27 protein-coding genes and 1 other RNA gene are annotated in these 20766 nt (G+C 70.5%); 16 read left to right on the forward strand and 12 right to left on the reverse strand.

The features are described from left to right. Positions 1-208 precede the first annotated feature (208 nt). A complete protein-coding gene (locus tag BM419_RS21270; protein WP_056530545.1) occupies positions 209-1402 on the reverse strand; it encodes an alpha-hydroxy acid oxidase in 1194 nt (397 codons plus the stop codon). Between the two features lie 510 nt (positions 1403-1912). On the opposite strand from BM419_RS21270, the gene BM419_RS21275 reads away from it, so the two are divergent. The 4 genes from BM419_RS21275 to BM419_RS21290 all read left to right on the forward strand — a co-directional run bounded on the left by BM419_RS21275 (position 1913) and on the right by BM419_RS21290 (position 6611). Then, positions 1913-3076, forward strand: coding sequence for an ABC transporter substrate-binding protein (locus tag BM419_RS21275; RefSeq protein ID WP_020094897.1), 1164 nt, complete (start codon positions 1913-1915; stop codon positions 3074-3076). A 63-nt stretch (positions 3077-3139) separates the two neighbouring features. Next, on the forward strand, positions 3140-4015 hold the full coding sequence (locus BM419_RS21280; RefSeq protein WP_012329745.1) for a branched-chain amino acid ABC transporter permease: 876 nt from the start codon (positions 3140-3142) through the stop codon (positions 4013-4015). Beyond that, positions 4012-5847: a branched-chain amino acid ABC transporter ATP-binding protein/permease gene (locus BM419_RS21285; RefSeq protein WP_091927609.1), complete on the forward strand. Its 1836-nt coding sequence runs from the start codon at positions 4012-4014 to the stop codon at positions 5845-5847. Before BM419_RS21280 ends, BM419_RS21285 begins: the two co-directional genes overlap by 4 nt. Positions 5848-5855: 8 nt before the next feature. Further along, a complete protein-coding gene (locus BM419_RS21290) occupies positions 5856-6611 on the forward strand; it encodes an ABC transporter ATP-binding protein (protein WP_020094895.1) in 756 nt (251 codons plus the stop codon). 226 nt (positions 6612-6837) lie between these two features. Here the strand turns inward: BM419_RS21290 and msrA are convergent, their stop codons facing one another. Next, the gene (gene msrA / locus BM419_RS21295) at positions 6838-7356 is read right to left on the reverse strand and encodes a peptide-methionine (S)-S-oxide reductase MsrA (protein WP_026605211.1); all 519 of its coding nucleotides are present in this window, start codon (positions 7354-7356) and stop codon (positions 6838-6840) included. A gap of 162 nt (positions 7357-7518) precedes the next feature. Beyond that, complete coding sequence (locus BM419_RS32515) at positions 7519-7674, reverse strand: hypothetical protein (protein ID WP_020094893.1); 156 nt, start codon at positions 7672-7674, stop codon at positions 7519-7521. Between the two features lie 137 nt (positions 7675-7811). Between BM419_RS32515 and ssrA the strand changes: the two genes are divergently transcribed. After that, positions 7812-8190, forward strand: a transfer-messenger RNA (tmRNA) gene (gene ssrA, locus BM419_RS21300). 84 nt (positions 8191-8274) lie between these two features. Beyond that, positions 8275-8568: a hypothetical protein gene (locus tag BM419_RS21305; RefSeq protein ID WP_056530538.1), complete on the forward strand. Its 294-nt coding sequence runs from the start codon at positions 8275-8277 to the stop codon at positions 8566-8568. 395 nt (positions 8569-8963) lie between these two features. On the opposite strand, the gene BM419_RS21310 is transcribed toward BM419_RS21305, so the two are convergent. Then, entirely contained in the window at positions 8964-9194 is a 231-nt protein-coding gene (locus BM419_RS21310; protein ID WP_020094891.1) for a DUF6894 family protein, read from the reverse strand. Between the two features lie 641 nt (positions 9195-9835). Here BM419_RS21310 and BM419_RS21315 point away from each other — a divergent pair. The 9 genes from BM419_RS21315 to BM419_RS21350 all read left to right on the forward strand — a co-directional run bounded on the left by BM419_RS21315 (position 9836) and on the right by BM419_RS21350 (position 14833). Then, positions 9836-10408, forward strand: coding sequence for a cobalamin B12-binding domain-containing protein (locus tag BM419_RS21315; protein WP_244540820.1), 573 nt, complete (start codon positions 9836-9838; stop codon positions 10406-10408). Between the two features lie 104 nt (positions 10409-10512). Then, complete coding sequence (locus BM419_RS21320) at positions 10513-10734, forward strand: hypothetical protein (protein WP_056530534.1); 222 nt, start codon at positions 10513-10515, stop codon at positions 10732-10734. Positions 10735-10888: 154 nt separating this feature from the next. Beyond that, positions 10889-11578, forward strand: a complete 690-nt coding sequence (locus tag BM419_RS21325) for a hypothetical protein (protein WP_091927610.1) — start codon at positions 10889-10891, stop codon at positions 11576-11578. A gap of 229 nt (positions 11579-11807) precedes the next feature. Next, on the forward strand, positions 11808-12227 hold the full coding sequence (locus BM419_RS21330) for a CopG family transcriptional regulator (protein ID WP_091927611.1): 420 nt from the start codon (positions 11808-11810) through the stop codon (positions 12225-12227). Between the two features lie 56 nt (positions 12228-12283). Beyond that, positions 12284-13540 (forward strand): extracellular catalytic domain type 1 short-chain-length polyhydroxyalkanoate depolymerase, encoded by a 1257-nt coding sequence (locus BM419_RS21335; RefSeq protein ID WP_056530523.1) that lies wholly within the window; start codon positions 12284-12286, stop codon positions 13538-13540. A gap of 279 nt (positions 13541-13819) precedes the next feature. Beyond that, the gene (locus BM419_RS21340) at positions 13820-14098 is read left to right on the forward strand and encodes a hypothetical protein (RefSeq protein ID WP_056530519.1); all 279 of its coding nucleotides are present in this window, start codon (positions 13820-13822) and stop codon (positions 14096-14098) included. A 43-nt stretch (positions 14099-14141) separates the two neighbouring features. Next, positions 14142-14273, forward strand: coding sequence for a hypothetical protein (locus tag BM419_RS33280; RefSeq protein WP_280141598.1), 132 nt, complete (start codon positions 14142-14144; stop codon positions 14271-14273). A 66-nt stretch (positions 14274-14339) separates the two neighbouring features. Beyond that, entirely contained in the window at positions 14340-14549 is a 210-nt protein-coding gene (locus BM419_RS21345; RefSeq protein WP_020094884.1) for a hypothetical protein, read from the forward strand. Positions 14550-14560: 11 nt separating this feature from the next. Continuing rightward, the gene (locus tag BM419_RS21350; protein ID WP_128083350.1) at positions 14561-14833 is read left to right on the forward strand and encodes a hypothetical protein; all 273 of its coding nucleotides are present in this window, start codon (positions 14561-14563) and stop codon (positions 14831-14833) included. Between the two features lie 73 nt (positions 14834-14906). Here BM419_RS21350 and BM419_RS21355 read toward each other — a convergent pair whose 3' ends face one another. The 7 genes from BM419_RS21355 to BM419_RS21385 form a co-directional block, all read right to left on the reverse strand. Beyond that, positions 14907-15275 carry a hypothetical protein gene (locus BM419_RS21355; protein ID WP_020094882.1) on the reverse strand — a complete coding sequence of 123 codons (369 nt, stop codon included), beginning with the start codon at positions 15273-15275 and terminating at the stop codon, positions 14907-14909. A 203-nt stretch (positions 15276-15478) separates the two neighbouring features. Next, on the reverse strand, positions 15479-15823 hold the full coding sequence (locus BM419_RS21360) for a hypothetical protein (RefSeq protein WP_056530516.1): 345 nt from the start codon (positions 15821-15823) through the stop codon (positions 15479-15481). A 430-nt stretch (positions 15824-16253) separates the two neighbouring features. After that, positions 16254-16472, reverse strand: coding sequence for a hypothetical protein (locus tag BM419_RS21365; RefSeq protein WP_056530514.1), 219 nt, complete (start codon positions 16470-16472; stop codon positions 16254-16256). A gap of 196 nt (positions 16473-16668) precedes the next feature. Continuing rightward, positions 16669-16944, reverse strand: a complete 276-nt coding sequence (locus BM419_RS21370) for a hypothetical protein (protein WP_020094879.1) — start codon at positions 16942-16944, stop codon at positions 16669-16671. Between the two features lie 112 nt (positions 16945-17056). Continuing rightward, complete coding sequence (locus BM419_RS21375; protein ID WP_020094878.1) at positions 17057-17251, reverse strand: hypothetical protein; 195 nt, start codon at positions 17249-17251, stop codon at positions 17057-17059. 54 nt (positions 17252-17305) lie between these two features. Next, complete coding sequence (locus BM419_RS21380) at positions 17306-17668, reverse strand: DUF6481 family protein (protein WP_043712997.1); 363 nt, start codon at positions 17666-17668, stop codon at positions 17306-17308. A gap of 108 nt (positions 17669-17776) precedes the next feature. Next, the gene (locus BM419_RS21385; protein ID WP_012329763.1) at positions 17777-17986 is read right to left on the reverse strand and encodes a cold-shock protein; all 210 of its coding nucleotides are present in this window, start codon (positions 17984-17986) and stop codon (positions 17777-17779) included. A 550-nt stretch (positions 17987-18536) separates the two neighbouring features. Here BM419_RS21385 and BM419_RS21390 point away from each other — a divergent pair. Next, complete coding sequence (locus BM419_RS21390) at positions 18537-19172, forward strand: class I SAM-dependent methyltransferase (RefSeq protein ID WP_056530512.1); 636 nt, start codon at positions 18537-18539, stop codon at positions 19170-19172. Positions 19173-19213: 41 nt separating this feature from the next. On the opposite strand, the gene BM419_RS21395 is transcribed toward BM419_RS21390, so the two are convergent. Beyond that, positions 19214-20653, reverse strand: a complete 1440-nt coding sequence (locus tag BM419_RS21395) for an 8'-apo-carotenoid 13,14-cleaving dioxygenase (RefSeq protein ID WP_056530508.1) — start codon at positions 20651-20653, stop codon at positions 19214-19216. Between the last annotated feature and the right edge of the window lie 113 nt (positions 20654-20766).

Here is a 20766-nt window from a genome sequence, read left to right on the forward strand (position 1 = left end):
GTCTTTCCCCCCTCGGCGGCCCGATCCAGCGGCGCAGCGACCCCACGGGTCGCTGCGCCGTTGTCGTTGTGGCTCGGGCGCGGCGCGAGCGCCCCGGCCCGGTGCCGCGCTGGGACGCCTCGGCCGCGGCGATGCGCGATTGGCGAGGGATTCGGATCGGGAACCGCGACACCGTGAAGGTCCGGATCGGACCGGTGGTCGCCCGCCGTCAGGGCCCGATGCGCCGCACGGGCGGCGCATCCTCCCGGGTCTCCTGCGCTGAGGGCGTCCAGAGGATGGACCGGTCGACGGCGCGGATGTCGCGATGGCCGCACAGGGCCATCGTCATGTCGAGTTCCGTGCGGATGATCTCCAGGGAGCGGGCGACGCCGGCCTGCCCGTAGGCGCCGAGCCCGTAGAGGAAGGCGCGGCCGATGAACACGCCCTTCGCGCCCAGGGCGACGGCCTTCAGCACGTCCTGGCCCGAGCGGATCCCGCCGTCCATCAGCACCTCGACGCGCCGGCCGACCGCGTCCGCGATTCCGGGAAGCGCGGCGATGGACGAGGGGGCGCCGTCGAGCTGCCGCCCGCCATGGTTCGAGACGATGAGCGCGTCGGCCCCGGTCGCGGTCGCCCTCTCGGCGTCCTCGACGTCCAGGATGCCCTTCAGGATCAGGGGACCCTGCCACCGGTCGCGGATCCGCCGCACGTCGTCCCAGTCCAGGCGCGGGTCGAACTGGTCCGCCGTCCAGGCCGAGATGGAGCGGGTATCCCGCACGCCGTCCACGTGCCCCACGATGTTGCGGAAGGTCCGGCGCTGCGTGCGCAGCATGGACCAGCACCAGCGGGGCTTGGTCAGGAGATCGAGAACCGTGCCCGGCGTCAGCCGCGGCGGGGCCGACAGGCCGTTGCGGATGTCCTTGTGGCGCTGCCCGAGGATCTGGAGGTCCAGCGTCAGGACCAGGGCCGAGCAGCCTGCCGCCTTCGCGCGGTCGATGAGGCGATCGTTGAAGCTGCGGTCGCGCATGAAGTAGAGCTGAAACCAGAACGGCTTGCTGACGTTCTCCGCGACGTCCTCGATGCTGCAGATGCTCATCGTCGACAGCGTGAACGGCACCCCCGCCGCCTCCGCCGCCCGTGCCGCCAGGATCTCGCCGTCGGCGTGCTGCATGCCCGTGAGCCCCGTCGGCGCCAGGGCGACGGGCATCGCGACGGCCTGACCGGCCATCGTCGTGGCGAGGGTACGGTCGGTCATGTCGACCGCGACGCGCTGGCGGAGCTTGATGCCGGCGAACTCGGCCTCGTTCGCGCGGTAGGTCGACTCCGTCCACGAACCGGAATCGCAGTAATCGTAGAACATCCGCGGCACCCGCCGCTTGGCGACCCGCCGCAGATCCTCGACCGTCGTGATGATGGGCGCCATGGGAGGTTCGGCCTCGCGACTGGATGACGGGGCCGGTCGCGGTTGAGGCGGGCTCGCGCCCGCTCGTACGCCGCGCGCTTCAGGCCGCGATGCCCCGTGCTGGAAGCTCGACGGTGCAACGGTTCGCTGGAAAACGGAAGCGCCTCCTCGCCGAATGCGCCGGTCGCGTCAGGCCTCTCCCGCGCGTACACCGATCCTATAGCGCCTGTTGCGCTCGCCCGCGCCGCAGAGGAACGCCGGATCTCTGCCTGATAGTACACATTCCGGATCGCGCCTGTTCGGATCTTCGCGTTCCGAGCGCGCGTCAGGACAGAGTGTATGCGAGCGGTATCTCGCCGTCATCGTCTTCGCCTTCGCCGCACCGCAGCGAAAGCGGTCGAGTGACGATCCGAGAGCTTCTTCTCATCGAAGCTGAGCGTCGAAGGTTTGCAGGATAGACATCGGCGCGCGGAATAGGGACCATCGTCGCCAACGCCGGGCCTGAGCATCGGCGGTGGGACGGATACGCCAATGAGGACGACGCGCCGCGTTTTCTTGACGGGGGCCGCATCCGCAGTCGCGGGCGGCCTGGCGCCGGGGGTGATCCGCTCGGCCTGCGCTCAGGGCGCCGGGTCGACCGTCCGGATCGGCATGGTGCTCCCGGTGACGGGGCCCGGCGCGGATGCCGGCCGCTACGCGCTCGCCGGGGCCAAGATCGCCCTGGAGACGGTCAACAAGGCCGGCGGCGTGCTCGGCAAGCCCCTGGAGATCGTCACGGAGGACGATCAGACCACCAATCCCGGCGCGGTCTTCGCCTTCTCGAAACTGGCGTCGCAGGGCGACCTCGTCGGGTTCCTCGGCTCGATCCGCTCGACCCAGAACCACGCGATGGCGCCCGACATCCTGAAGACGGGGAAACCCGTCTGTTTCGGCGGCACCGACCCGGTCCTGACGCAGCTCGGCAATCCCTGGCTGTTCCGCTTCCGCCCCAACGACACCTTCTCGGCCCGGGTGATCGCCGAGCACGGCGTCAACGGGCTGGGCAAGAAGAAGTGGGCGATCATCCACTCCACCGACGCCTTCGGCACCAGCGGCGCCAAGGCGCTGACCGAGAGCCTCGCCAAGGGCGGTGCCACGGTCGCCCTCGACCAGGGCTACACCAACCAGAGCCAGGACTTCACGCCGGTCGTGCTGGCGATCCGTCAGTCGGGCGCCGACGTGATCGGCTCGTACTTCACCTTCGAGAACGACATCGGCATCTTCGCCCGGCAGCTGCGCCAGCTCGGCGTCACCGCGCCCTGGGTCGGCTCGCCCTCGATCACCAACGTCACCGCCCTGAAGCTCGCCGGGCCGTCCCTCTACGGCACCTACGGCGTGGCCGACTACGCCGAGGAGTCGGGCGACGCCGCGCGCGCCTACGGCAAGGCCTACCGCGCCGCGATGAAGATCGCGCCCGACAACCAGTCCTCCTGGACCTTCGACGCGGTCACGGTGCTGGCCAAGGCGATCAACGCGGCGGGCAAGACCGACCCGCAGGCGGTCCGCGAGGCGATCCTGGCGGTGCGCGGCCACGAGGGCGCCGAGGGAACCTACAACTTCGACAAGAACGGCGACGGCCTGCACGGCTACAACGTCGTGCGCAACGACAAGGGCAACATCGTCTTCGACCGGCGGATCGACTTCTACCAAGGGTGAGCCGGCCGACGTGTTCGGGGTGCGTGAACGACATCCGGAGAAGGAGGCGAGAGTGCGGACCGCATGGACCTGATCCTGCAGCTCCTCTTCACCGGGATCGGCATCGGCTCCGTCTACGCCCTGGTGGCGCTCGGCTTCGTGCTGATCTTCCGCGCCACCAACGTGGTGAACTTCGCGCAGGGCGAGTTCTCGATGGTGGCGGCCTTCCTGATGGTGGTCTTCGCCGTCGACCTCCAGTGGCCCTACTGGCTCTCCCTCCTCCTGACGCTCGGCGGGATGGCGCTGCTCGGCGCCCTGTTCAATCTCGGCGTCTACTACCCTCTGCGGCACCGCAGCTACCTGCCGGTGATCATCTCGACCATCGGCGCCTCGATCTTCCTGGCGAACACGACGCTCGCCCTCTACGGGCCGCAGCCCCAGGTGCTCCCGCCCGTCTTCGAGACGCAAGGGTTCCTGCTCGGGCCGGTCTTTCTCGACAGCCAGTACCTGCTGATCATCGCGGTGACGGCGGCCCTGGTGGCGTTCCAGTACTGGTTCTTCGAGCACACTCTGGTCGGCAAGAAGCTTCAGGCGACGTCCCAGGACAAAGAGATGGCCGCCCTCCTGGGCATCCCGGTGGCCGGCATGATCATGCTGACCTTCGTGTACAGCGCGGTGCTCGGCGGCATCGCCGGCATCCTGGTGGCGCCGGTGCTGTTCGTGTCGATCCAGATGGGGGCCACGATCGCCCTCAAGGCCTTCGCGGCGACGATCATCGGCGGCTTCGGCGACGTCACCGGGGCGATCATCGGCGGCCTCGCGCTCGGCATCATCGAGACCTTCGGGGCGGCCTACATCTCGGTCCCCTACAAGGACGCCTTCGCGTTCCTGGTGCTGGTGGTGTTCCTGGTCGTGCGCCCGCAGGGCCTGTTCGGCGAGCGCGTGGCGGAGAAGGCATGAGCGGTCGCCCCTCCACCGTCGCCGGCCCGGCCGCAGCGGCTCCCGCGCCCCCGCCCCGCCGCCTGCCCCTCGGGAGCCTCGCCTACGCGGTCCTGGCCGCCGCCCTGGTGACGCTGGCCGCCACGACGCCGCTCAGCGGCTACGCCCTTAACATCCTGATGCAGGCGGCGACCTACGCCATCGCGGTGATCGGCCTCACCGTGGTGCTCGGCCTGTGCGGGCAGATCAACCTCGCCCAGGCCGCCTTCTTCGGGATCGGTGCCTACGCGGTCGGGCTCGGAACGGTCGACGGGGGCCTGAACTTCTGGATCTGCCTGCTCACCGGCCTCGGTCTCGCGGTCGTGCTGGGCGCCGCGCTCGGCGCCTCCACGCTGCGGCTCGGCGGCCACTACCTCGCCATGGTGACGATCTCGTTCCAGCAGATCCTCACCCTGGTCCTCACCAACTGGATCCCGGTCACGCACGGGCCCGACGGCGTGCCGAACATCCGCCGCCCGGTCCTGTTCGCGGACGGGCAGAGCTACCTCGCCCTGTGCGTGCTGGTGCTGGCCGTCGTCGGCTGGCTCGTCTGGCACATGCCGCGGACGCGGCTCGGGCGCGCCATGCGGGCGGTGCGCGACAACGAGCTCGCGGCGGGGGTCTCGGGCATCGACATCTACCGCACCAAGGTCGCGGCCTTCGCCCTCGGGGCGCTGCTGGCGGGGCTCGGCGGCGGGCTGTTCGCCGGCAGCTTCACCTATATCAGCCCGGACCAGTTCGCCTTCGCCGAGTCGATCGTCTTCCTGACGATGGCGCTGCTCGGCGGCGTCGGCTCGCCGGTGGGCGCCGTGATCGGCACGGCCCTGCTGATCCTGATCCCGGAATGGCTCCGCTTCCTCAAGGAGATCCCCGGGCTCTACCTCGCGATCTACGGGCTCGCGGTGATCCTGATCGTGGTGTTCATGCCCGACGGGATCTGGGGCTTCCTCGGCGACCAGGTCCGGCGCCTGCGCCGCGCCCGCCCGATCCCGCCGCCCGCCGCCGAACTGATTCTGAGCCAGGGCGAGGCGTCCGCCGCGCCGATGCTGGAGGTGTCGGACCTGTCCAAGCACTTCGGCGGCCTCAAGGCCGTGGACGCGGTGAGCTTCACGGTGGCGCGGGGCGGCATCCACGCGCTGATCGGCCCGAACGGGTCCGGCAAGACCACGACGCTGAACGTCCTGTCCGGCCTCTACAGCCCCACGGGGGGCACCGTGCGGCTGGCGGGGCAGGACGTCACGCGCCTGTCCCCGCACCGGCGGGCGGCGGCCGGGATCGGCCGCACCTTCCAGAACATCCGCCTGTTCCGCTCCATGAGCGCCCTGGAGAACGTCGTCATCGGCGCCGAGCGCCCCAACAACCCGCTCGGCGCGCGCGACCGGGCGGGGCTAGAGACCCGCGCCCGGGCGGCTCTGGCCTTCGTGGGGCTGGAGGGGCGGGCGCAGGAGCCGATCTCCGGCTTCTCGTACGGCCACCAGCGCCTGATCGAGATCGCGCGGGCGCTGGCCGGCAACCCCGTGCTGCTGCTCCTCGACGAGCCCGCCGCGGGGCTCAATTCCAGCGAGAAGAATGCCCTCACGGTGCTCCTGCGCCGGATGGCCGCCAAGGGCCTGACCATCCTGATCATCGACCACGACATGACGCTGGTGAGCGACGTGGCGAGCCACATCACCGTGCTGAACTTCGGCCGCCGCATCGCCGACGGCGTCACGGCGACCGTGCTGCGCGAGCCGGCGGTGATCCAGGCCTATCTCGGCGAGGACGCCGCCGCCGGTCCGGCGGCGAGCCTCAAGACCGACCTCGCCCCGGCCTGACCCCAGCGATGACGACGCCCGCCACGCCACTCCTCGAGATCCGCGACCTGGTCGTCCGCTACGGCGAGATCGAGGCGGTGCGCGGCCTGTCCTTCTCGGTCGGAGCCGGGGAGGTGGTGACGCTGCTGGGGTCCAACGGCGCCGGCAAGTCGACGACCCTCAAGGCGATCTCCGGGCTGGTGCGGCCCGCCGCCGGCACGATCCTGCTGGAGGGGCGGCCGCTGGAGGGCCTGAAGCCCGAGGCGATCGTGCGGCTCGGCGTCGCCCACGTCCCGGAGGGGCGCCGGGTCTTCCCGGGGCTCACGGTGCGCGAGAACATCATGCTGGGCGCGTCCAACCGCGCCGGCCTCGGCAAGCGGGCGCTGCGCGACGAGGTCGAGGCGATGTTCGACCTCTTCCCGGACATCCGCCGGTTCGGCGACGCCCTGGGCTGGACGCTGTCGGGCGGCCAGCTCCAGATGGTGGCCCTCGCGCGCGGCCTGATGGCCAAGCCCCGCATCCTGCTCCTCGACGAGCCCTCGCTCGGCTTGGCCCCCGTGATCGTCCAGGCGGTGTTCGCGATCATCGCCGAGGTGCGGCGCCGCGGGACCACCGTGCTGCTGGTGGAGCAGAACGCCCGGATGGGGCTCTCGGTCGCCGATCGGGGCTACGTGCTGGAGACGGGCCGGCTCGTCCTGCAGGGCGCCCCCGACGCCCTCTGGGCCAACGACGAGATCCGGTCGGCCTATCTCGGCGGACGGACGAGGCCCGAACTCGCGGGCTGACCGCACCGGGCCTCGTCGGCGACTTCGTCGCTCGCGCGGTGCAGCGCGCGCAACCACCGCCGGACGGAATGGCGTCCGCGACGCGGCGGTCCGGCAGCGGTCGGACGCGCCTCGGCCCGCGAGCCCGCCAGCGTCACGACCGGCGCGTCTCCGCGGCCCCCGGCGGTACCGTCGCGACCGTGAGGCCCGAGACCGCCGACTGTCCGGCGGCCTCGGGCCGATAAGCCTACGCGCTCTGGGTGGCGGGCGCGCGCGCGGGCAGCACCCAGTTGGGCCTGATGAAGTGGCAGGTATATCCGTCGGGACGCCGTTCCAGGTAGTCCTGATGCTCCGGCTCGGCCTCCCAGAACGGGCCGGCCGGCGCCACTTCGGTCACGACCTTGCCCGGCCACAGGCCGGAAGCGTCGACGTCGGCGATGGTCTCCTCGGCGACGCGGCGCTGGCCCTCGTCGGTGTAGAAGATGGCCGAACGATAGCTCGGGCCCCTGTCGTTGCCCTGGCGGTTCGGCGTCGTCGGGTCGTGGATCTGAAAGAAGAATTCCAGCATGCGCCGGAAACTCGTCCGCGCCGGGTCGTAGATGATCTCGATGGCCTCGGCATGGGTGCCGTGGTTGCGGTAGGTCGCGTTCGGCACGTCGCCGCCCGTGTAGCCGACGCGGGTCGACACGACGCCCTCCTGGCGCCGGATGAGGTCCTGCATGCCCCAGAAGCAACCACCGGCCAGCACCGCCCTCTCGGTTTCCATCGTCGCTCCTCCTGAGCCGTTCCACTGATCGCGCAGATATAGGGATCCCGAGGCGCTTCGCGCTGCGGCCTCGTAGCTTGCCATGCCTGCGATGCCTGCACGAGCACGCGCGGGGTTCCGAGAAGACGTTCGCTGCCGGGCGAACGTCTCCGAAGCGGTCTGTCAGCTCCGCACGAGCGGCTTGTTGACCTTGAAATTCTTCCGTGCCGGTTCGGCCTTGCGGGGATCCGGCTTGTCGGCGAGGAGCCGCTTCACGCGCTCGTTGAAGTCCTCGGGCGTGACGCCCTGCGCTTTGCCGGTCTTGAGTTCGCGTGCCATCTCGGCCTCCGCTTCGTGGCCCAGAGCACGGAATTGCGCGGAGGGATCGCACGCATATGGGCACGCGGCGGCCGCGGCGCCACCGATGTCCGGCCAGGATCGCTGCGTGCACGCGATGGACCGGCGGGCCGGGATGGGTTACGGTGGCTGCGAGGTTGATGACCGGTTCGTAATAACGCTTCAGGACCCGGGGGCGGTACCCGGCGCCTCCACCAGAAGCATCTTGCCCCGGATACCGCGCGGGGACGAGGGCGAGCGTCCGGCGTTGCGGATCGCGCGCTGCCAGGGTGCTTCTGCTGGGGGTGAAACAGGTTCGACTGGGCGGTAAAGGGATCGCGAGTTCTGCCCTGCCTCGGCAGGGTAAGATGCGGCTTTCGGTAAGGACTCGACCGGCTCGGCGCGGGCAACCCTCGTTCCGGGCACCTGACCAAAACTCTAAATGCCAACGACAACGTCGGCATGGAGATGCGCCTCGCGGCGTAATCTTCCGGGGCGTGGGTACGCCTAGCAACAGAACCCGAGGCTTCGGCCTCGGGACCCGCCTTTATCGTCTGCCCGTTGTTCAGTTCGGGGTCGCGTCCGGGCAGATCGGAGACTTGCTTGAACGAGCCCGAACAGGGCAGCGCGGAGGCCGTCTACATCTCGGCCATGGTCGGCGAGATGATGCGGCGCGTCCTGGAGGACGCTCTCGCCGAACTCGCGAGAACCCGTGGTGCGGCCTTCCTGGAAATCTTCGTGGCGCGCGAGCTGGCTCGCTGCGCCGACCTGTTCCGCGAGCGGCCCGGCGACACGCCGGAGACGACGGACATGTTGCGGGCCTGGTTCGCCATGGAGGGCGGTGAGGCGCTGCGCGCCGTGGTCGATCGCGCCAGCGTCGAGGCGGCGCGCGACTGAGGCACTCCGTGGATGTGCCTGCCGCCGGGCGCGGGCCCTTCCAGGCGGTCCGCGCACGGCGACAGTCCCCGGCGAACTGCTCGCCATCTTCCTGGGCTAAGCTCCGTCTCGGGAATGTTGAGACCGCGTTCCCGGCCGAGGACAAGGGAATCGGGGCGACAGGTCTTCAGGTTCTTTCTCGCCGGGGAGGAGCAGGGAAGAGTGGAACCGCCGCGGCGAGGGGCCCGCGCACTTCGCCCGGGAATGCCGGTGCGACCGCCGGTCAAACCAGCCGAGCGCGGCAGGCCTTCCGTCATCCCTGATCTTGTACCCGCCGCACCGTCGATCAGCGAGAACCCGATCTGCCTCCGCGGCCACGGAGCGCCCGCGCGCCTCGGCGACGGACAGGCTGCAACCTACACATCTGTCGCCGAGAAGCTGGCGCTCGCGCTCATCACGAGCTTGCCCGCTTCGTCGTAGGCTTGAGCGGTGAACGCGTTCACCTCGGTGCGATAGCCCTCATCGCGCAGGATGTCGGTCAGCAGCCGGCGAAGGGTGTCGCGCAGCGCGTCCCGACCGGAAAGTTGCACGCCTTCGTCGTCCTTGACCGTGATGTGATCGGATGTGACGATGAAATATCGCGGCATCGGGCTCTCCGCCGACTGGACATGGCAGCGCGCATCACGCGGTCACCGGCCGCCGAGCCCACAATCGTCTACGCTCGCACAAACGCGGCGCGCGGGCACTCACTTGGATCAATCGCCGCGGCGCGGAACGACCGGCTCTCTCGGTGAAGAGATCGTTCGCTCCGGAGCGCCCTGTCCGCCGTGCCGGATTGACGGGAACCGTCATCCGAGGCGGCAGTTCTGTGCCGGTACCGACCTGTACAGCCCGCACCGGTCGCGGCGCGCGTGAGTTCCGTCAGGCTGTAGCCAAAATCATCCGTCCGCGATCGGAATTATAGTTCGCTAATCGAGTTGCCTAGTGCCGATACAAAACATATAGTGCCGCGTCGGCGGGGGAGCCAATGCCTGAAATGGCCGGTATCGGTGTCGCGCGCGCCCGCGTCGACCGACGGACTTGGTCCGTTCACGGAGCGGCCAAACGCAACTCGGCCATCATCCAGGCCGGTCTCGCCCGGATCGTCGAGGACGAGATCCTGCCGCGTCTGGCGCTCGCGCATCGGGCGGATCCGCCGTCGCCCGCGTCGACGACGCGATCACCGACGCCTGAGCGCGTCGCCTCTCTCGCTCAAGCGCTGATGGAGGGCGAACCGCACGCCGAGTGGGTGCGCGCGCTCCTGGAAGAGGGCTTGTCGCTGGATGCCCTGCTGCTCGACCTGTTCGCACCCGCGGCGCGGTATCTGGGCGAGCTCTGGGAAGACGATGCCGCCGACTTCCTCGACGTGGCGCTCGCGCTCGGTCGCCTCCAGAACCTGACCCGCGCCCTGTGTGCGGATCTGGAGGGCGTGGACGTGACGGCGAACGGTCGCCGCGTCCTGCTGATGCCTTGTCCCGGTGAGACCCATCTCTTCAGCCTCGCGCTCGTGGCGAGCTTCTTCCGCGAGGCGGGGTGGGACGTGGTCCTGACCAACGGAGCGGACGAGGACCCCGCCAGCTTGGTCCGCGCCGAACAGTTCGATCTGGTCGGCATCTCGCTGTCCTGCGACATCCTCCTGCCGGTGATGGCGGTGTCCGTGGCGAAACTGCGCGCCGCGTCGTGCAACCCGGACCTGCGCGTCATCGTCGGCGGGCCGCTCTTCGTGCGGGAGCCTGCCAGCGCCCGTGTCGTCGGCGCGGACGCCGTCGCCGCGGACGCGCAATCGGCCGTCCGGATCGCGGAGGCCACCCTCGCGCGATGACGCCGTGCGGCCAGACGCCGGATTCGGCGACTCGCTGCTGCGCGGATCCCTTCTCATCCGGACGGTGTTAGACGTGTCGCGGTAGAGAGGCAGAGATCCAGAATTTGCACGAGTTCGACGAGCAATTGGCGCGTGAATTCGTCCGCGGCCTCGTACAGTCGGCCGTCGCGCGCGGTCTCGATCCGGCCATCCGGCTCGATCAGTTCCGGGCGTTGCAGCAAGCGGTCGTCGCTCTATCGCGAGACGCTGACGTGGTTCGAACCAGCGAGCAGATCATCCGGGCGATCGACTGCGCTCTCCAGGAACTGACCGCGGTGAGATCGTAGTCTGATCGGACGGTTTCCGCGGCGACGCGCGGGCCAGGGCCGGTCGCGAGCGACCAGCGATGCCGCGTCCGACGGTCCGTTTCGGCACCCGTCCCTCGGGCCCGCGGTGACGGTTCGTTGCGGACACCCGGCAAGTGCCCTATCGGCCGCGGTGATGCCCGACCGATCCCTCCGTGCCGTCTGGTCCGACAGCCTCATGGCCGAGGTCGGCGCCCGCCTTCCCCTCTTCGACGACCTGTCCCCGGACACGATCCGGCGTCTGTCGGCCGAGGGCTTCGGGCGCGGCCTGCTGACGGCGTCCCTGCGCGCCCGCCTGCGGAAGGCCGGCTTCCCGGATCTCGGTCATCTGGCCCAGTCTTCTCCGGTCGCGATCGCCGCGATCAGGAAGTTCGGTCCCATCCGCGTCGAGCGCGTCCGGCACTTCATCCTCGACGTGCTGGCGCGCTGGCTCCCGGGCGCGCGGGAGATGCACACACCCGAGGCCACGCGGGAGCGGCGGCTCGGCCGGCTGCGCGGGCTGCCGGCCGGATGCCTGCCCCTCGCGGCGGGTCAGATCGCAGCGCTCCGCCTCGCGGACGCCTCCTGTACGGACATCGCCACGTGTTCGCGTCTCGGGCTCCTCCGGACAGGCGCCGTGACATCCGGTGACGTGGACCACGTCGTCGCCACGCTCACCCACCTCGCTCGGGCGTCCGATCCGGTGCCTCCGCGTCCCCTGGAGGAGGCCGGGGCGGCACCGTCGTGCGACGCCGCGAGCGCGGCGGCCCGCCGCGCCGCCCTGCTGGCGGAGCAGGATCGTGAATGGGACGAGGCCGCACCGATCGCGCGCCGGCCTCAAACCTGACGACCCGTCCGGATCCGGAATCGATTTCTCGCGGCGAGACCTAGCAGGGCCGCGCCCTGCCGCGGTTCGATCCGACGCGGCGCTGTTCCTGTCCTCGAGGCAGTTCCGCGCATCCTCGAAGACGTCGCGATCGGCCCCTCGGATTGGAGTCGTCACCGGCAACCCTTGCGCCGCCGTATCTGCGCACCATCTACAGACCATCCAACCGGATGGCGTATGGATGGTTCACATGGCCGACAAGGTGCACGATCTGCAACCCAGGCTGCCGGACAGCGAGAAGATCACGCTCAACCTCGGTTTCGTCGACCTCGGCCATATCGACCTGATGGTGCGCGACGGCTTCTACGCCAACCGTGCCGATTTCATCCGCACCGCCGTGCGCAATCAGATCGAGCGCCAGGGCGAGGCCGTCAGGCAATCGGTCAGCCGGAAGCAGCTCAGCCTGGGCCTGACGCACTACACGAAGCAGGCGCTCGAGGCGGCGCGCGACGCGGGCGCGCCGCTGCACATCCAGGTGCTCGGGCTGGCCAGCATCGCCCTCGACGTCACGCCCGAACTGGCGCGCGCCGCCATCGCCTCGGTCGAGGTGCTCGGCGCCTTCCAGGCCAGTCCCGCGGTCAAGGCGGCGCTCGCCGACCGGACGAGCTGACGGCTCCACCTCTCCCCGCCGCCGCGCCCGCTTCCCGCTCAGCCAGGACCCGTCCGATGGATCACGCCACGAAGACCGCCTTCACGCGCTTCGCGTTCCCGAAGGTCGACCCGGCCCGTGCCGCCCGCGCCGCGGAGGCGATGGCCAGGCTTCAGGAGCGTCAGGCCGCAGCCTTCAGGCTGTGGTCGGGGGCGGCCCGGAGCGCCACCGAGACGGGTGCGCCGAGCGCGGACGCGGCCGACATCCTCGACATGGTCGCGCCCTCCGCTCCCGGCGAAGCCTGGGTCGCGCCGGAGACGGCCGGAGAACGTCCGGGCCGCCATCCCCACGCCGGATCCGCGGGCGACATCGCCGGCACCGTGATGCGCACCGTCCAGGAGGCGCTGGCGAAGGCCGGCATCGGCACGGATCGCGACGGGCGGGACGGCGCGACGCCGGCCGCGCCCCGGCTTCCGGAGGGGGCACGCTTCGAGGCCCGCACGTTCACCGGCGCGGCCGGGACCCGAAACTACAAGGTCTACGTACCGAGCGGCTACACCGGCCAGGCCCTGCCCGTCGTGGTGATGCTGCACGGCTGCACGCAGAACCCGGACGACTTCGCCGCAGGCACGCGGATGAACGCGGTCGCGGAGGCGCGCAGCGTCCTGGTGGTCTATCCGGAGCAGCCGCGCTCGGCCAACATGCAGCGGTGCTGGAACTGGTACGAGCCCGGTGACCAGCAGCGGGAGGGCGGCGAGCCCGCCCTGATCGCCGGCATCGTCCGGCAGGTGATCGCGGAGTTCTCGGCCGATGACAGGCGGGTCTACGCGGCGGGCCTGTCGGCGGGCGGGGCTGCCGCCGCGATCCTGGCGATGACCCACCCCGACCTGTTCGCGGCGATCGGCGTCCATTCCGGCCTGGCCTGCGGCTCCGCGCGGGACGTGCCCTCGGCCTTCGCGGCCATGAAGGGGGACGGCGCGCGCGCGACGGGACAACGCCACGCCGTGCCGCTGATCGTGTTCCACGGCGACCGCGACCGCACGGTGCACGCGGCCAACGGCGATCGCGTGGCCGCTCAGGGGCCGTCGGACCCGGAACTCCGCACAGCGGTGACCCGGGGCCGGACACCGGACGGGGTGGACTACACCCGCACCGTCCGTTCGGACGCGTCCGGCCGCGCCATCGTGGAGCAGTGGGTTCTGCACGGAGCCGGGCACGCGTGGTCGGGCGGCAGCCCGGCCGGCTCGTTCACCGACCCGCGCGGACCGGACGCGAGCCAGGAGATGATCCGCTTCTTCCTGGAGCACGCGCGCGCGGCCGGTGCCCGATCCTGAGCGCTGACGGCCCGTCGGGCGCATCGGCCCGGCCGACTCACGGGACCGACCGTCTTCGATCGCAACCGGTCGGCGCGCTCGCGCCCGTCCCGATCATCCAACGGGCGCTGGGCGCATGTCTCGAGCGGGCCCGCCGCGTCGCGCGCCGGGCGCGACGCCCGTCCGGTCAGGGCTATCTTTGTCGGCCGTGAGAGCGCAGAGTGTTGCCATCACCGGATCGGTTGATCCAGGCTCCGGTGGCTGAGGGTCCATGCCCCCGCCTGCAACGGACAGGCGCGCGTGGCAGACCTCATCACGTTTCCCGCCAAGCCGCGCTCACGACACGCGCGCCGCGCCTATCAGGTCCACCGGCTCGCCCCGACCGGTGGCGTGCTCACGACTTGCGTCATCACAGCGCGCAACGACGGCGACGCCAGGCGGCAGGCAGCGGGTCTGATCGCGGGGCATCATGCCGAACTCTGGGCAAGCGACCGCCTCGTTGCCGTCTTCGGCCTGTTCGAGACCCCGGTCGCGACCGCGATCCGGTTGCTTCCAGACCAGCCGACGCCCGAACGGTGAGGACGACGTCGTCGGGGCTGTCACCGTATCCAGGAGCGAGATCATGGCAGCGGAACAGAAGCGCGGAAATCGCGAAGCCAAGAAGCCGAAGAAGTCTGTGCCCAAGACCAACGCGTCGGCGCCCTCCGTCAAGGGCTCCGTCGCGGTGGCCACGAAGCCGCCCCGGAAGGTCTGACGCGATGCTCGCGCGTCACGGCCAAGCCGCGTGGTAGAGCCCGGCCAACCCCGGCCGTGCCCGGTGATGCGAAAGCTGACCAGGTTGGTCGTCCGTATGGCGCAGCGACCCGGCCTCCTCGAGAGCGGGCGGCTGATCGATCAGCTCACGGATCTGGAAACCGAGGGCCTGGCCCGGAATATTTCGTGGCGCTCCATCGAGACGATCAGGGCCACTCGATTGAAGCTGCGCGTCGAGGGCCTGATGCCGACGTCGTCTCTGCCGCTCGCTCCCTGATGGATGTGCGCATGACTGATCGTGAGACGTGCTTGGAGGCTCTGGGAGCGCTCATCGTCCGGGCGGACCCGGCCGATCTCGCGGCCGCCCAAGATATCCTGCTGCGACTCGTCCTGCGTGAGGACGGTGCGGAGCGACGCGCGGCGGCCCTCGACGGGCTCCGTGCCGAACTCGCGTGCGCGACGCGGGCGGGCTCCCGCTCGCGCGAGCAGGAAGCCTTTCACACGGTCCTCCTCGCGATGATCGAGCGGACCCGCGACATGGCCGGTGCCACGACGGCGTGACGCGCCGCCGCTGGCCGAGCGACCGCGGGAGCGCGACCCGGTCCTCCGAGGCACGAATGTCCCGCGCCTCCCGTCAGATGCCGATGCTCGCCGCCCCGGCGGCGGCCGCCTGCGGAACGGTGGCGCCGTTCCGCAACGCCATCGCTATGGCGATCGACATGGTGTCGATGGCGAGCGCGCGATCCTGCCCGTAATCGTAGGAGCTGTTTCTCCCGGAACTCAGCCGCGCGTAGTAGGCGTCGGGGAATTCCCGATCGATCCGCGTTCTGAGGAGCTGAGCTGCCGCGGCGTAGTTGGCTTCGAAATCCCGGCCCTTGCTCGCCGATGCCCCCTCGAAGGTCCCGGCTTCCTTTCGCTTGGCGATCGCATCGGACCTGCGCTCCTGCGCGCTGCCAAGAAAAAACTGGATCGTTCTGGAGATCAGCCACCGGACGATGGTCATCGGAATCTCCTGAGCGGGCGGCGAATGCGTGCCCGTGCGGACACATAGCACATCGCGTCGCGCCCTGATCTTAAAAATACGACTTCGGAGACAATTAGGAGCCCCGGCCTACCGCCGCGGTATGCCGGGACGGGGGCCGGACGCCGCGCACCCACCGAGTCGTCGCGCGTCCCGGCACCCGGCCGTGCCCGCACAGCCGACGGTCACGGCGGAGAGATCTGCGGACCCGGATGCACCAGGGTCGTGTCGTGTTCGGTCGCCTGCCACACGGGCCAGGAGCCCTCGCGCACGAACATGGCGAACGCCTCGATCACGTGCGGCCGGTCGAAGGCGTGCACGCCCTCGACTGCACGCCCGACGATGCAGACCGCATCTGCCACATCGGCCGCGGGCGAGCGGATATCCAGTGAGAACATCACGCCCGATCGATCGGGCCTGAGCGCGTCGGGCAGGACGTCGATCTTGCGCCAGAGGCAGTACCACCGGGCACAGGCCTCTGGGCGCTCGCTGTAGATCCCGCAGCCCGTTCCGGTGTTGTGCCGGCACACGATCCCTGCCGGCTTGTCGAGGGCAGGGATCGCCAGAGCACGGCAGCACACCGTGCAGGAACCGCATGACCGGCCGGGGACGGTGCGCTCGGGAACGCGCGGGGCATCCCGGCTCGGGACGCCGCGGGCTCGTGCTTCGCTTGCGATCGGTCTGTCCTCGATTGCCGTCGTGCGGCGGCGATGGTGCTGATCTCGGAGAGGCGAGGGGGCTGCGCAACCGTCGGTCGCTGCACAGCCCGCGGAGCCGCATCGCCCTCATACCGTGTCGGCGGCCGCTGTTCACGTCCCCCGTCCGGGATGCCGCTCCGCGATCGGGCCGGACCGAGAGGGCGGCGGGTGCTGCGCGCCAGGAACGGCGTCTTCCCGGCGCGTGCCGGGCGCTTCGACGACGGGCCGTGCCAAGCGGCGTCCGATCCCGCAGGCGGGTGGCTCAGGCGGCCGGGCGCCGCGCGTGCCGCCACGCCGCGATCGCGCTCCGTCTCGCCTCGAAAGCCGTGCGCAACCGCGTGCCCGGTGCGCCCTGACGCTCCGCGCCGAAGCCGTGGAGCAGGACCGCATCGGGTCCGAAGACGCGACGCATCTCGGCGCGCCAGAGGCGGTCCGCGACGGCGAGCGTCGTCTCGGTTTCCGCGAAGCGTTCGATGTTCATGGCAGACGTCCTCCGCTCACCGCCGCCTGCCACAACGCGCTGTCCTGCCCGGAGGTCCAACGCGGCCGTGACCCCGGTCGGGGCCGCAGATCGGCTCGGGGAATCGGCGCGGCTGGAAGACCTCGTGGGTTACGAGGGTCGCACTTCGGCTTCTCCGCGCGATCCCGCGGTGTGGCCGGGCCAGGGGGCCGTCGTGTCAGAGCGCCCGCGCGAGGCCCGCTTCCAGATCGAGTGCGCTGGCGGTCTGCTGAGAGAGGCGGACGCCCGTCGGCTCGACCTCCGCATCGGCTTTCACCGCGCGGCGCACGATGGCCAGCGCCTCGTCCTCCGAGGTGGTAATCGCGGCGTAGAACATGACCAATCGGCCCGACAGCTCCGCGTCGTCGGGCCGCGTCACCTTGAGGATGAAGGCCGTCTGATTGGGTTCGATCATCGCCGCATCGGCCGGGTGGATGTCCTTCGTCGTCGTCATGGATCGCAAAGGCCTCGATCTCGGTCCATCCGGAGGCCTTCCGCCGGGCCGTTGCACTATGGCGGATGCGCGTCACGGGACGTCGCGTCGTCCCCCGCGCGCCCGAGACGGTTCAGGCGGGCGTGAGTTCGCCTTCCCGCACGGCGCGCTCGCCGCTCGCGGACTTGATGCGGTAAGTCGGCTCGCCGGAACGATCGTCCGGCGTCAGGCGGACCACCTCGAAGAGGCCGTCGACGGTGCTCTTACTGCCAGCGTAGCTGATCCCCAGCTGCCGGACATGCTGGCCGATCTTGAACTTGTGAGACATGGGTCGTCCTCCGGAGTGATGGCGCGCGCGGGCTGGGTTCGACCTAGCGGCGTGCTAGCGACGTGCACGCGCCTTGCGGGCCGCGAATCGCGCGTCGCGTGCCGCCTTCTGTTCGGCGGCGCGGGCAACCTGCTGCTCCGCCTTCTCGGCGGCCAGACGGTCTGACTCGGCCTCGGCGCGGGCCTGCGCGGCCTGGACCTCAGCCTCACGCTCGATCTCGGCGGCCAGACGAACGGCTTCCCGTTCGGTCGCCCGCAGGTCCCGGGCCTGGACGACCGCGCGCCGCGCGGCTTGCCGCGCGAGGACGACCGGATCATCGGCCGCCGGGCGTGCCCGGAACCGGGCCAGTGTGGCCTGCCGCGCTCTGGCCGTCTCCGCGAGACGATCGACGAGGTGATCGGTTTTCAAAGGCTTCACGAACTCTCCGTGGGCGCACCGGACGTCAGCCCCCGGTGGCGAGACATGGATGAAGCCGCTCCGCGGTAGGAACGGCTTCGAAGCGCGTCACGAGTGGACGCGTGAGACTCAGGCCGCCTGAAGGCTGCCGGCCGACTGCTTGCCGGTCCTCCGGTCGGTCTCCATCTCGTAGGAGACCTTCTGGCCCTCGTTCAGGCCTTGCATGCCGGCGCGCTCGACGGCCGAGATGTGGACGAACACGTCCTTGCCGCCGTCATCCGGCTGGATGAAGCCGAAGCCCTTGGTGTCGTTGAACCATTTAACGGTGCCGATGGTCATAGGTATTCCATGTCAGTGAAGGCAAATAGATAGGGCGGGCGCATGGATCACACGCGCCCGGTCGCCGGATGTCGAAAATGGGAGAGATGCAGAACGCTCGCCCTGTTGAGGCGATACGGCCGGATACCTGGCCAAAAATCGATTTCGTATCTGTACGCCATCGACGTGTCGATGACAAGTACATTGAGAAATTGCGAGTTTCACGCCGATTTGTGCGGCGATTATTTATCCTGAAACTTCGCGTGGCGTTTCCCGTGAACGGCTCGGACGAAGCGGCTTGCCGGTTCCCGTGCGGTCCCGCGTTCGGCCGCCCGATCTCCGGCAGTGTCGACGGCCGGTCGCGCGTGATGAGGAGGGCCGCGCCAGCGGGGCGGACAAGCGGCGGCAATGTCGGCTCCGACCCGTGATGCCGTCCGCGCCACGGCGCGGATGCGGCGACGTGAACACCTGGCCGCGGGGCGTCACGGCTCTCTCTACACGCGCACGCAATCCACGGTTCGCGCGCAGTCTCTCGGAGCCGGCGCGCCGTCAGATCCGGAAGCGCGCTACGATGACCCAGGATCTGCCGGACTTTCCCCCGGAGGCGTTCGCCAAGCACGACCGCGATCCCGATCCCGCCTTCTACGCGCAACCGCGCTTCGTGACCCATATCGATGCCGCCGCGGTGGCGGCGGTCACCGACCTCTACAGGGCGATCGTGCCGGCGGGCGGCGACGTCCTCGACCTGATGTCGAGCTGGGTCAGCCACCTGCCGGACGAGGTCGCGTATGCCAGCGTCACCGGTCACGGCCTGAACGCCGCCGAACTCGCCGCCAACCCGCGCCTGACCCGGCATTTCGTGCAGGACCTCAACGCCGAGCCGCGCCTGCCGCTCGACACGGCCTGCGTCGACGCCGCGCTGATCTGCGTCTCGGTCCAGTATCTCCAGCGCCCCGTCTCCGTCCTGTCCGAGGTCGCGCGCGTGCTGCGCCCCGGTGCCCCGGCGGTGATCAGCTTCTCGAACCGCTGCTTCCCGACCAAGGCGGTGGCCATCTGGAGTGCCCTCGACGGTGGGGGACATGCCCAGCTCGTCGGCCTGTACCTCCAGCGCGCCGGCTTCGCCCGCGTCGAGCGGCGCGTCCTCAAGCCCTCGGGAGGTCCCGGCGACCCCGTGACGGCGGTGGTCGGCTGGACCGCCGCGGCCTGATCGGTCCGGATTCGGCCGTCACCGGGACCGCGCCCGGTCTCTCAGGCCGGCGCGCGCGCCGGGAACCAGTTGCCGTGGAAGCCCGGGGGGATCCGGTGCCCGAGGCGGATCCGGGCGAGGGGAGGGGCGTCGAACGCCCGCGCGTCGAGGACGGTGAAGTCGGTCACGTCGCCGGCGGTGTCGATCACGAGCCCGACGAGCCAGCCCTCGTCCTCATCGGCCCCGGTCCGCGCCGGCACGAAGACGAACTCCCCCGGGACGTGACCGGGACCGAAGTCGTGCATGTGGCGCGCGCCCGTCTCGAGGTCGTGCTTGTAGAGCTGCGTCGCACCGGCGAGCTGCGTGTTGCCGTCGGCCGGCACGCTGACCGTGTAGACGTAGCGGTGGCGCTGCCCGAGGCGCCGCTCATCGATGCGGGGGAATTCCTGCGCCGCCGCGTCGATCACGCGCCGCTCGACCCGACCCGTCGACGGGTCGATGATCCAGCGCTCGAGCCGGCCCGGCGCGTCGAGCCCGCCGCCGGCCGAGGCGAACACCGTCCCGTAGGCGACGACATCGAGGATCACCCGCCCGTCCGCGTCGTCGTAGGCGTTGGCGGTGTGGAACACGAAGCAGGGCTCGACGGCGCACCAGACGATGTCGGCGCCGTCGCCCTGACGCGGGAGGAGGCCGACACGGGCCCCGTGGCCGGGGTTCCAGCGGAACGGGAAGCGGTACCCGGCGAGCAGGGCCCGGAACGAGAACGTGACCGGCAGGTCCAGCACGATCACGAAGCGCGCCGTGATCGCGCAATCGTGGATGCAGGGGCCGTGCGCGACCGCGACCGGCACATCGCGCACGACCCGCCCGCTCGGGGCGAGGACGACGTGGCGCACGCTGTCCCAGACGCGGCCGTCGTACGCGACGGCGTGCGTCTCGCCGGTCAGCGGGTCGCGGTGCGGGTGCCCGCTGAAGGAGCCGGCCAGCGTCCCGTCGAACGGGTTGTAGCGCTGCGCCTCCAGGGTGGGCGAGAGTTCGACCGGGAAGCTGCCGGCCTCCACCACCGCGAAGATCCGGTCGCCGATCGCGACGACGTTGGTGTTGACGGTGTCGTTGCCGCCCCGCCGCGGCCCGGGCGCCGCGGGCCGCTCGAGCGCCGCGGCGGCCGTGCGCGAGCCGATCCAGCGGTTGCGATACCACAGCGCCCTGCCGCCCTCGAGCGCGAGACCGTGCACCATGCCGTCGCCGAGGAACCAGTCGTGGCCCCGCGTCGCCGCGCGGACGGGGTTCGCCCCCATCTTGAGATAGAGGCCGTCGAGGCCGGGCGGGATCGTCCCGGTGACCGGCAGGTTCTCCAGCGTCAGCTCCGCGCGCATCGGCGCGTGGACACCGACGACGAAGGGATTCGCCGCCCCGGGCAGCCGCAGCCGGTTGCAGGCCGCCACCAGGCCGACGCCGAACTCGGCGGCCGCGCGGAAGGCCGACTGGACTCGATTCGGCATCGGCAGCGCTTCCAGGATGGGGCGGCGGGCAGGAGCGACATCGACGCGAGGCCGTCCGGATCCTCGCCACCGGAGGCCGCCGCACGCGCTTCACGGCGCAGTATAGCCGAAAG

The organism is Methylobacterium sp. yr668, from assembly GCF_900116245.1.
Taxonomy (GTDB): Bacteria; Pseudomonadota; Alphaproteobacteria; order Rhizobiales; family Beijerinckiaceae; genus Methylobacterium.

What these genes read in the sequence shown, in the direction of transcription:
- BM419_RS21270 (WP_056530545.1), bottom strand. Translation starts at nt 1,402, where the DNA reads ATGGCGCCCATCATCACGACGGTCGAGGATCTGCGGCGGGTCGCCAAG.
- BM419_RS21275 (WP_020094897.1), top strand. Translation starts at nt 1,913, where the DNA reads ATGAGGACGACGCGCCGCGTTTTCTTGACGGGGGCCGCATCCGCAGTC.
- BM419_RS21280 (WP_012329745.1), top strand. Translation starts at nt 3,140, where the DNA reads ATGGACCTGATCCTGCAGCTCCTCTTCACCGGGATCGGCATCGGCTCC.
- BM419_RS21285 (WP_091927609.1), top strand. Translation starts at nt 4,012, where the DNA reads ATGAGCGGTCGCCCCTCCACCGTCGCCGGCCCGGCCGCAGCGGCTCCC.
- BM419_RS21290 (WP_020094895.1), top strand. Translation starts at nt 5,856, where the DNA reads ATGACGACGCCCGCCACGCCACTCCTCGAGATCCGCGACCTGGTCGTC.
- msrA (WP_026605211.1), bottom strand. Translation starts at nt 7,356, where the DNA reads ATGGAAACCGAGAGGGCGGTGCTGGCCGGTGGTTGCTTCTGGGGCATG.
- BM419_RS32515 (WP_020094893.1), bottom strand. Translation starts at nt 7,674, where the DNA reads ATGGCACGCGAACTCAAGACCGGCAAAGCGCAGGGCGTCACGCCCGAG.
- BM419_RS21310 (WP_020094891.1), bottom strand. Translation starts at nt 9,194, where the DNA reads ATGCCGCGATATTTCATCGTCACATCCGATCACATCACGGTCAAGGAC.
- BM419_RS21325 (WP_091927610.1), top strand. Translation starts at nt 10,889, where the DNA reads ATGCCCGACCGATCCCTCCGTGCCGTCTGGTCCGACAGCCTCATGGCC.
- BM419_RS21330 (WP_091927611.1), top strand. Translation starts at nt 11,808, where the DNA reads ATGGCCGACAAGGTGCACGATCTGCAACCCAGGCTGCCGGACAGCGAG.
- BM419_RS21335 (WP_056530523.1), top strand. Translation starts at nt 12,284, where the DNA reads ATGGATCACGCCACGAAGACCGCCTTCACGCGCTTCGCGTTCCCGAAG.
- BM419_RS33280 (WP_280141598.1), top strand. Translation starts at nt 14,142, where the DNA reads ATGGCAGCGGAACAGAAGCGCGGAAATCGCGAAGCCAAGAAGCCGAAG.
- BM419_RS21345 (WP_020094884.1), top strand. Translation starts at nt 14,340, where the DNA reads ATGCGAAAGCTGACCAGGTTGGTCGTCCGTATGGCGCAGCGACCCGGC.
- BM419_RS21350 (WP_128083350.1), top strand. Translation starts at nt 14,561, where the DNA reads ATGACTGATCGTGAGACGTGCTTGGAGGCTCTGGGAGCGCTCATCGTC.
- BM419_RS21355 (WP_020094882.1), bottom strand. Translation starts at nt 15,275, where the DNA reads ATGACCATCGTCCGGTGGCTGATCTCCAGAACGATCCAGTTTTTTCTT.
- BM419_RS21365 (WP_056530514.1), bottom strand. Translation starts at nt 16,472, where the DNA reads ATGAACATCGAACGCTTCGCGGAAACCGAGACGACGCTCGCCGTCGCG.
- BM419_RS21370 (WP_020094879.1), bottom strand. Translation starts at nt 16,944, where the DNA reads ATGACGACGACGAAGGACATCCACCCGGCCGATGCGGCGATGATCGAA.
- BM419_RS21375 (WP_020094878.1), bottom strand. Translation starts at nt 17,251, where the DNA reads ATGTCTCACAAGTTCAAGATCGGCCAGCATGTCCGGCAGCTGGGGATC.
- BM419_RS21385 (WP_012329763.1), bottom strand. Translation starts at nt 17,986, where the DNA reads ATGACCATCGGCACCGTTAAATGGTTCAACGACACCAAGGGCTTCGGC.
- BM419_RS21390 (WP_056530512.1), top strand. Translation starts at nt 18,537, where the DNA reads ATGACCCAGGATCTGCCGGACTTTCCCCCGGAGGCGTTCGCCAAGCAC.
- BM419_RS21395 (WP_056530508.1), bottom strand. Translation starts at nt 20,653, where the DNA reads ATGCCGAATCGAGTCCAGTCGGCCTTCCGCGCGGCCGCCGAGTTCGGC.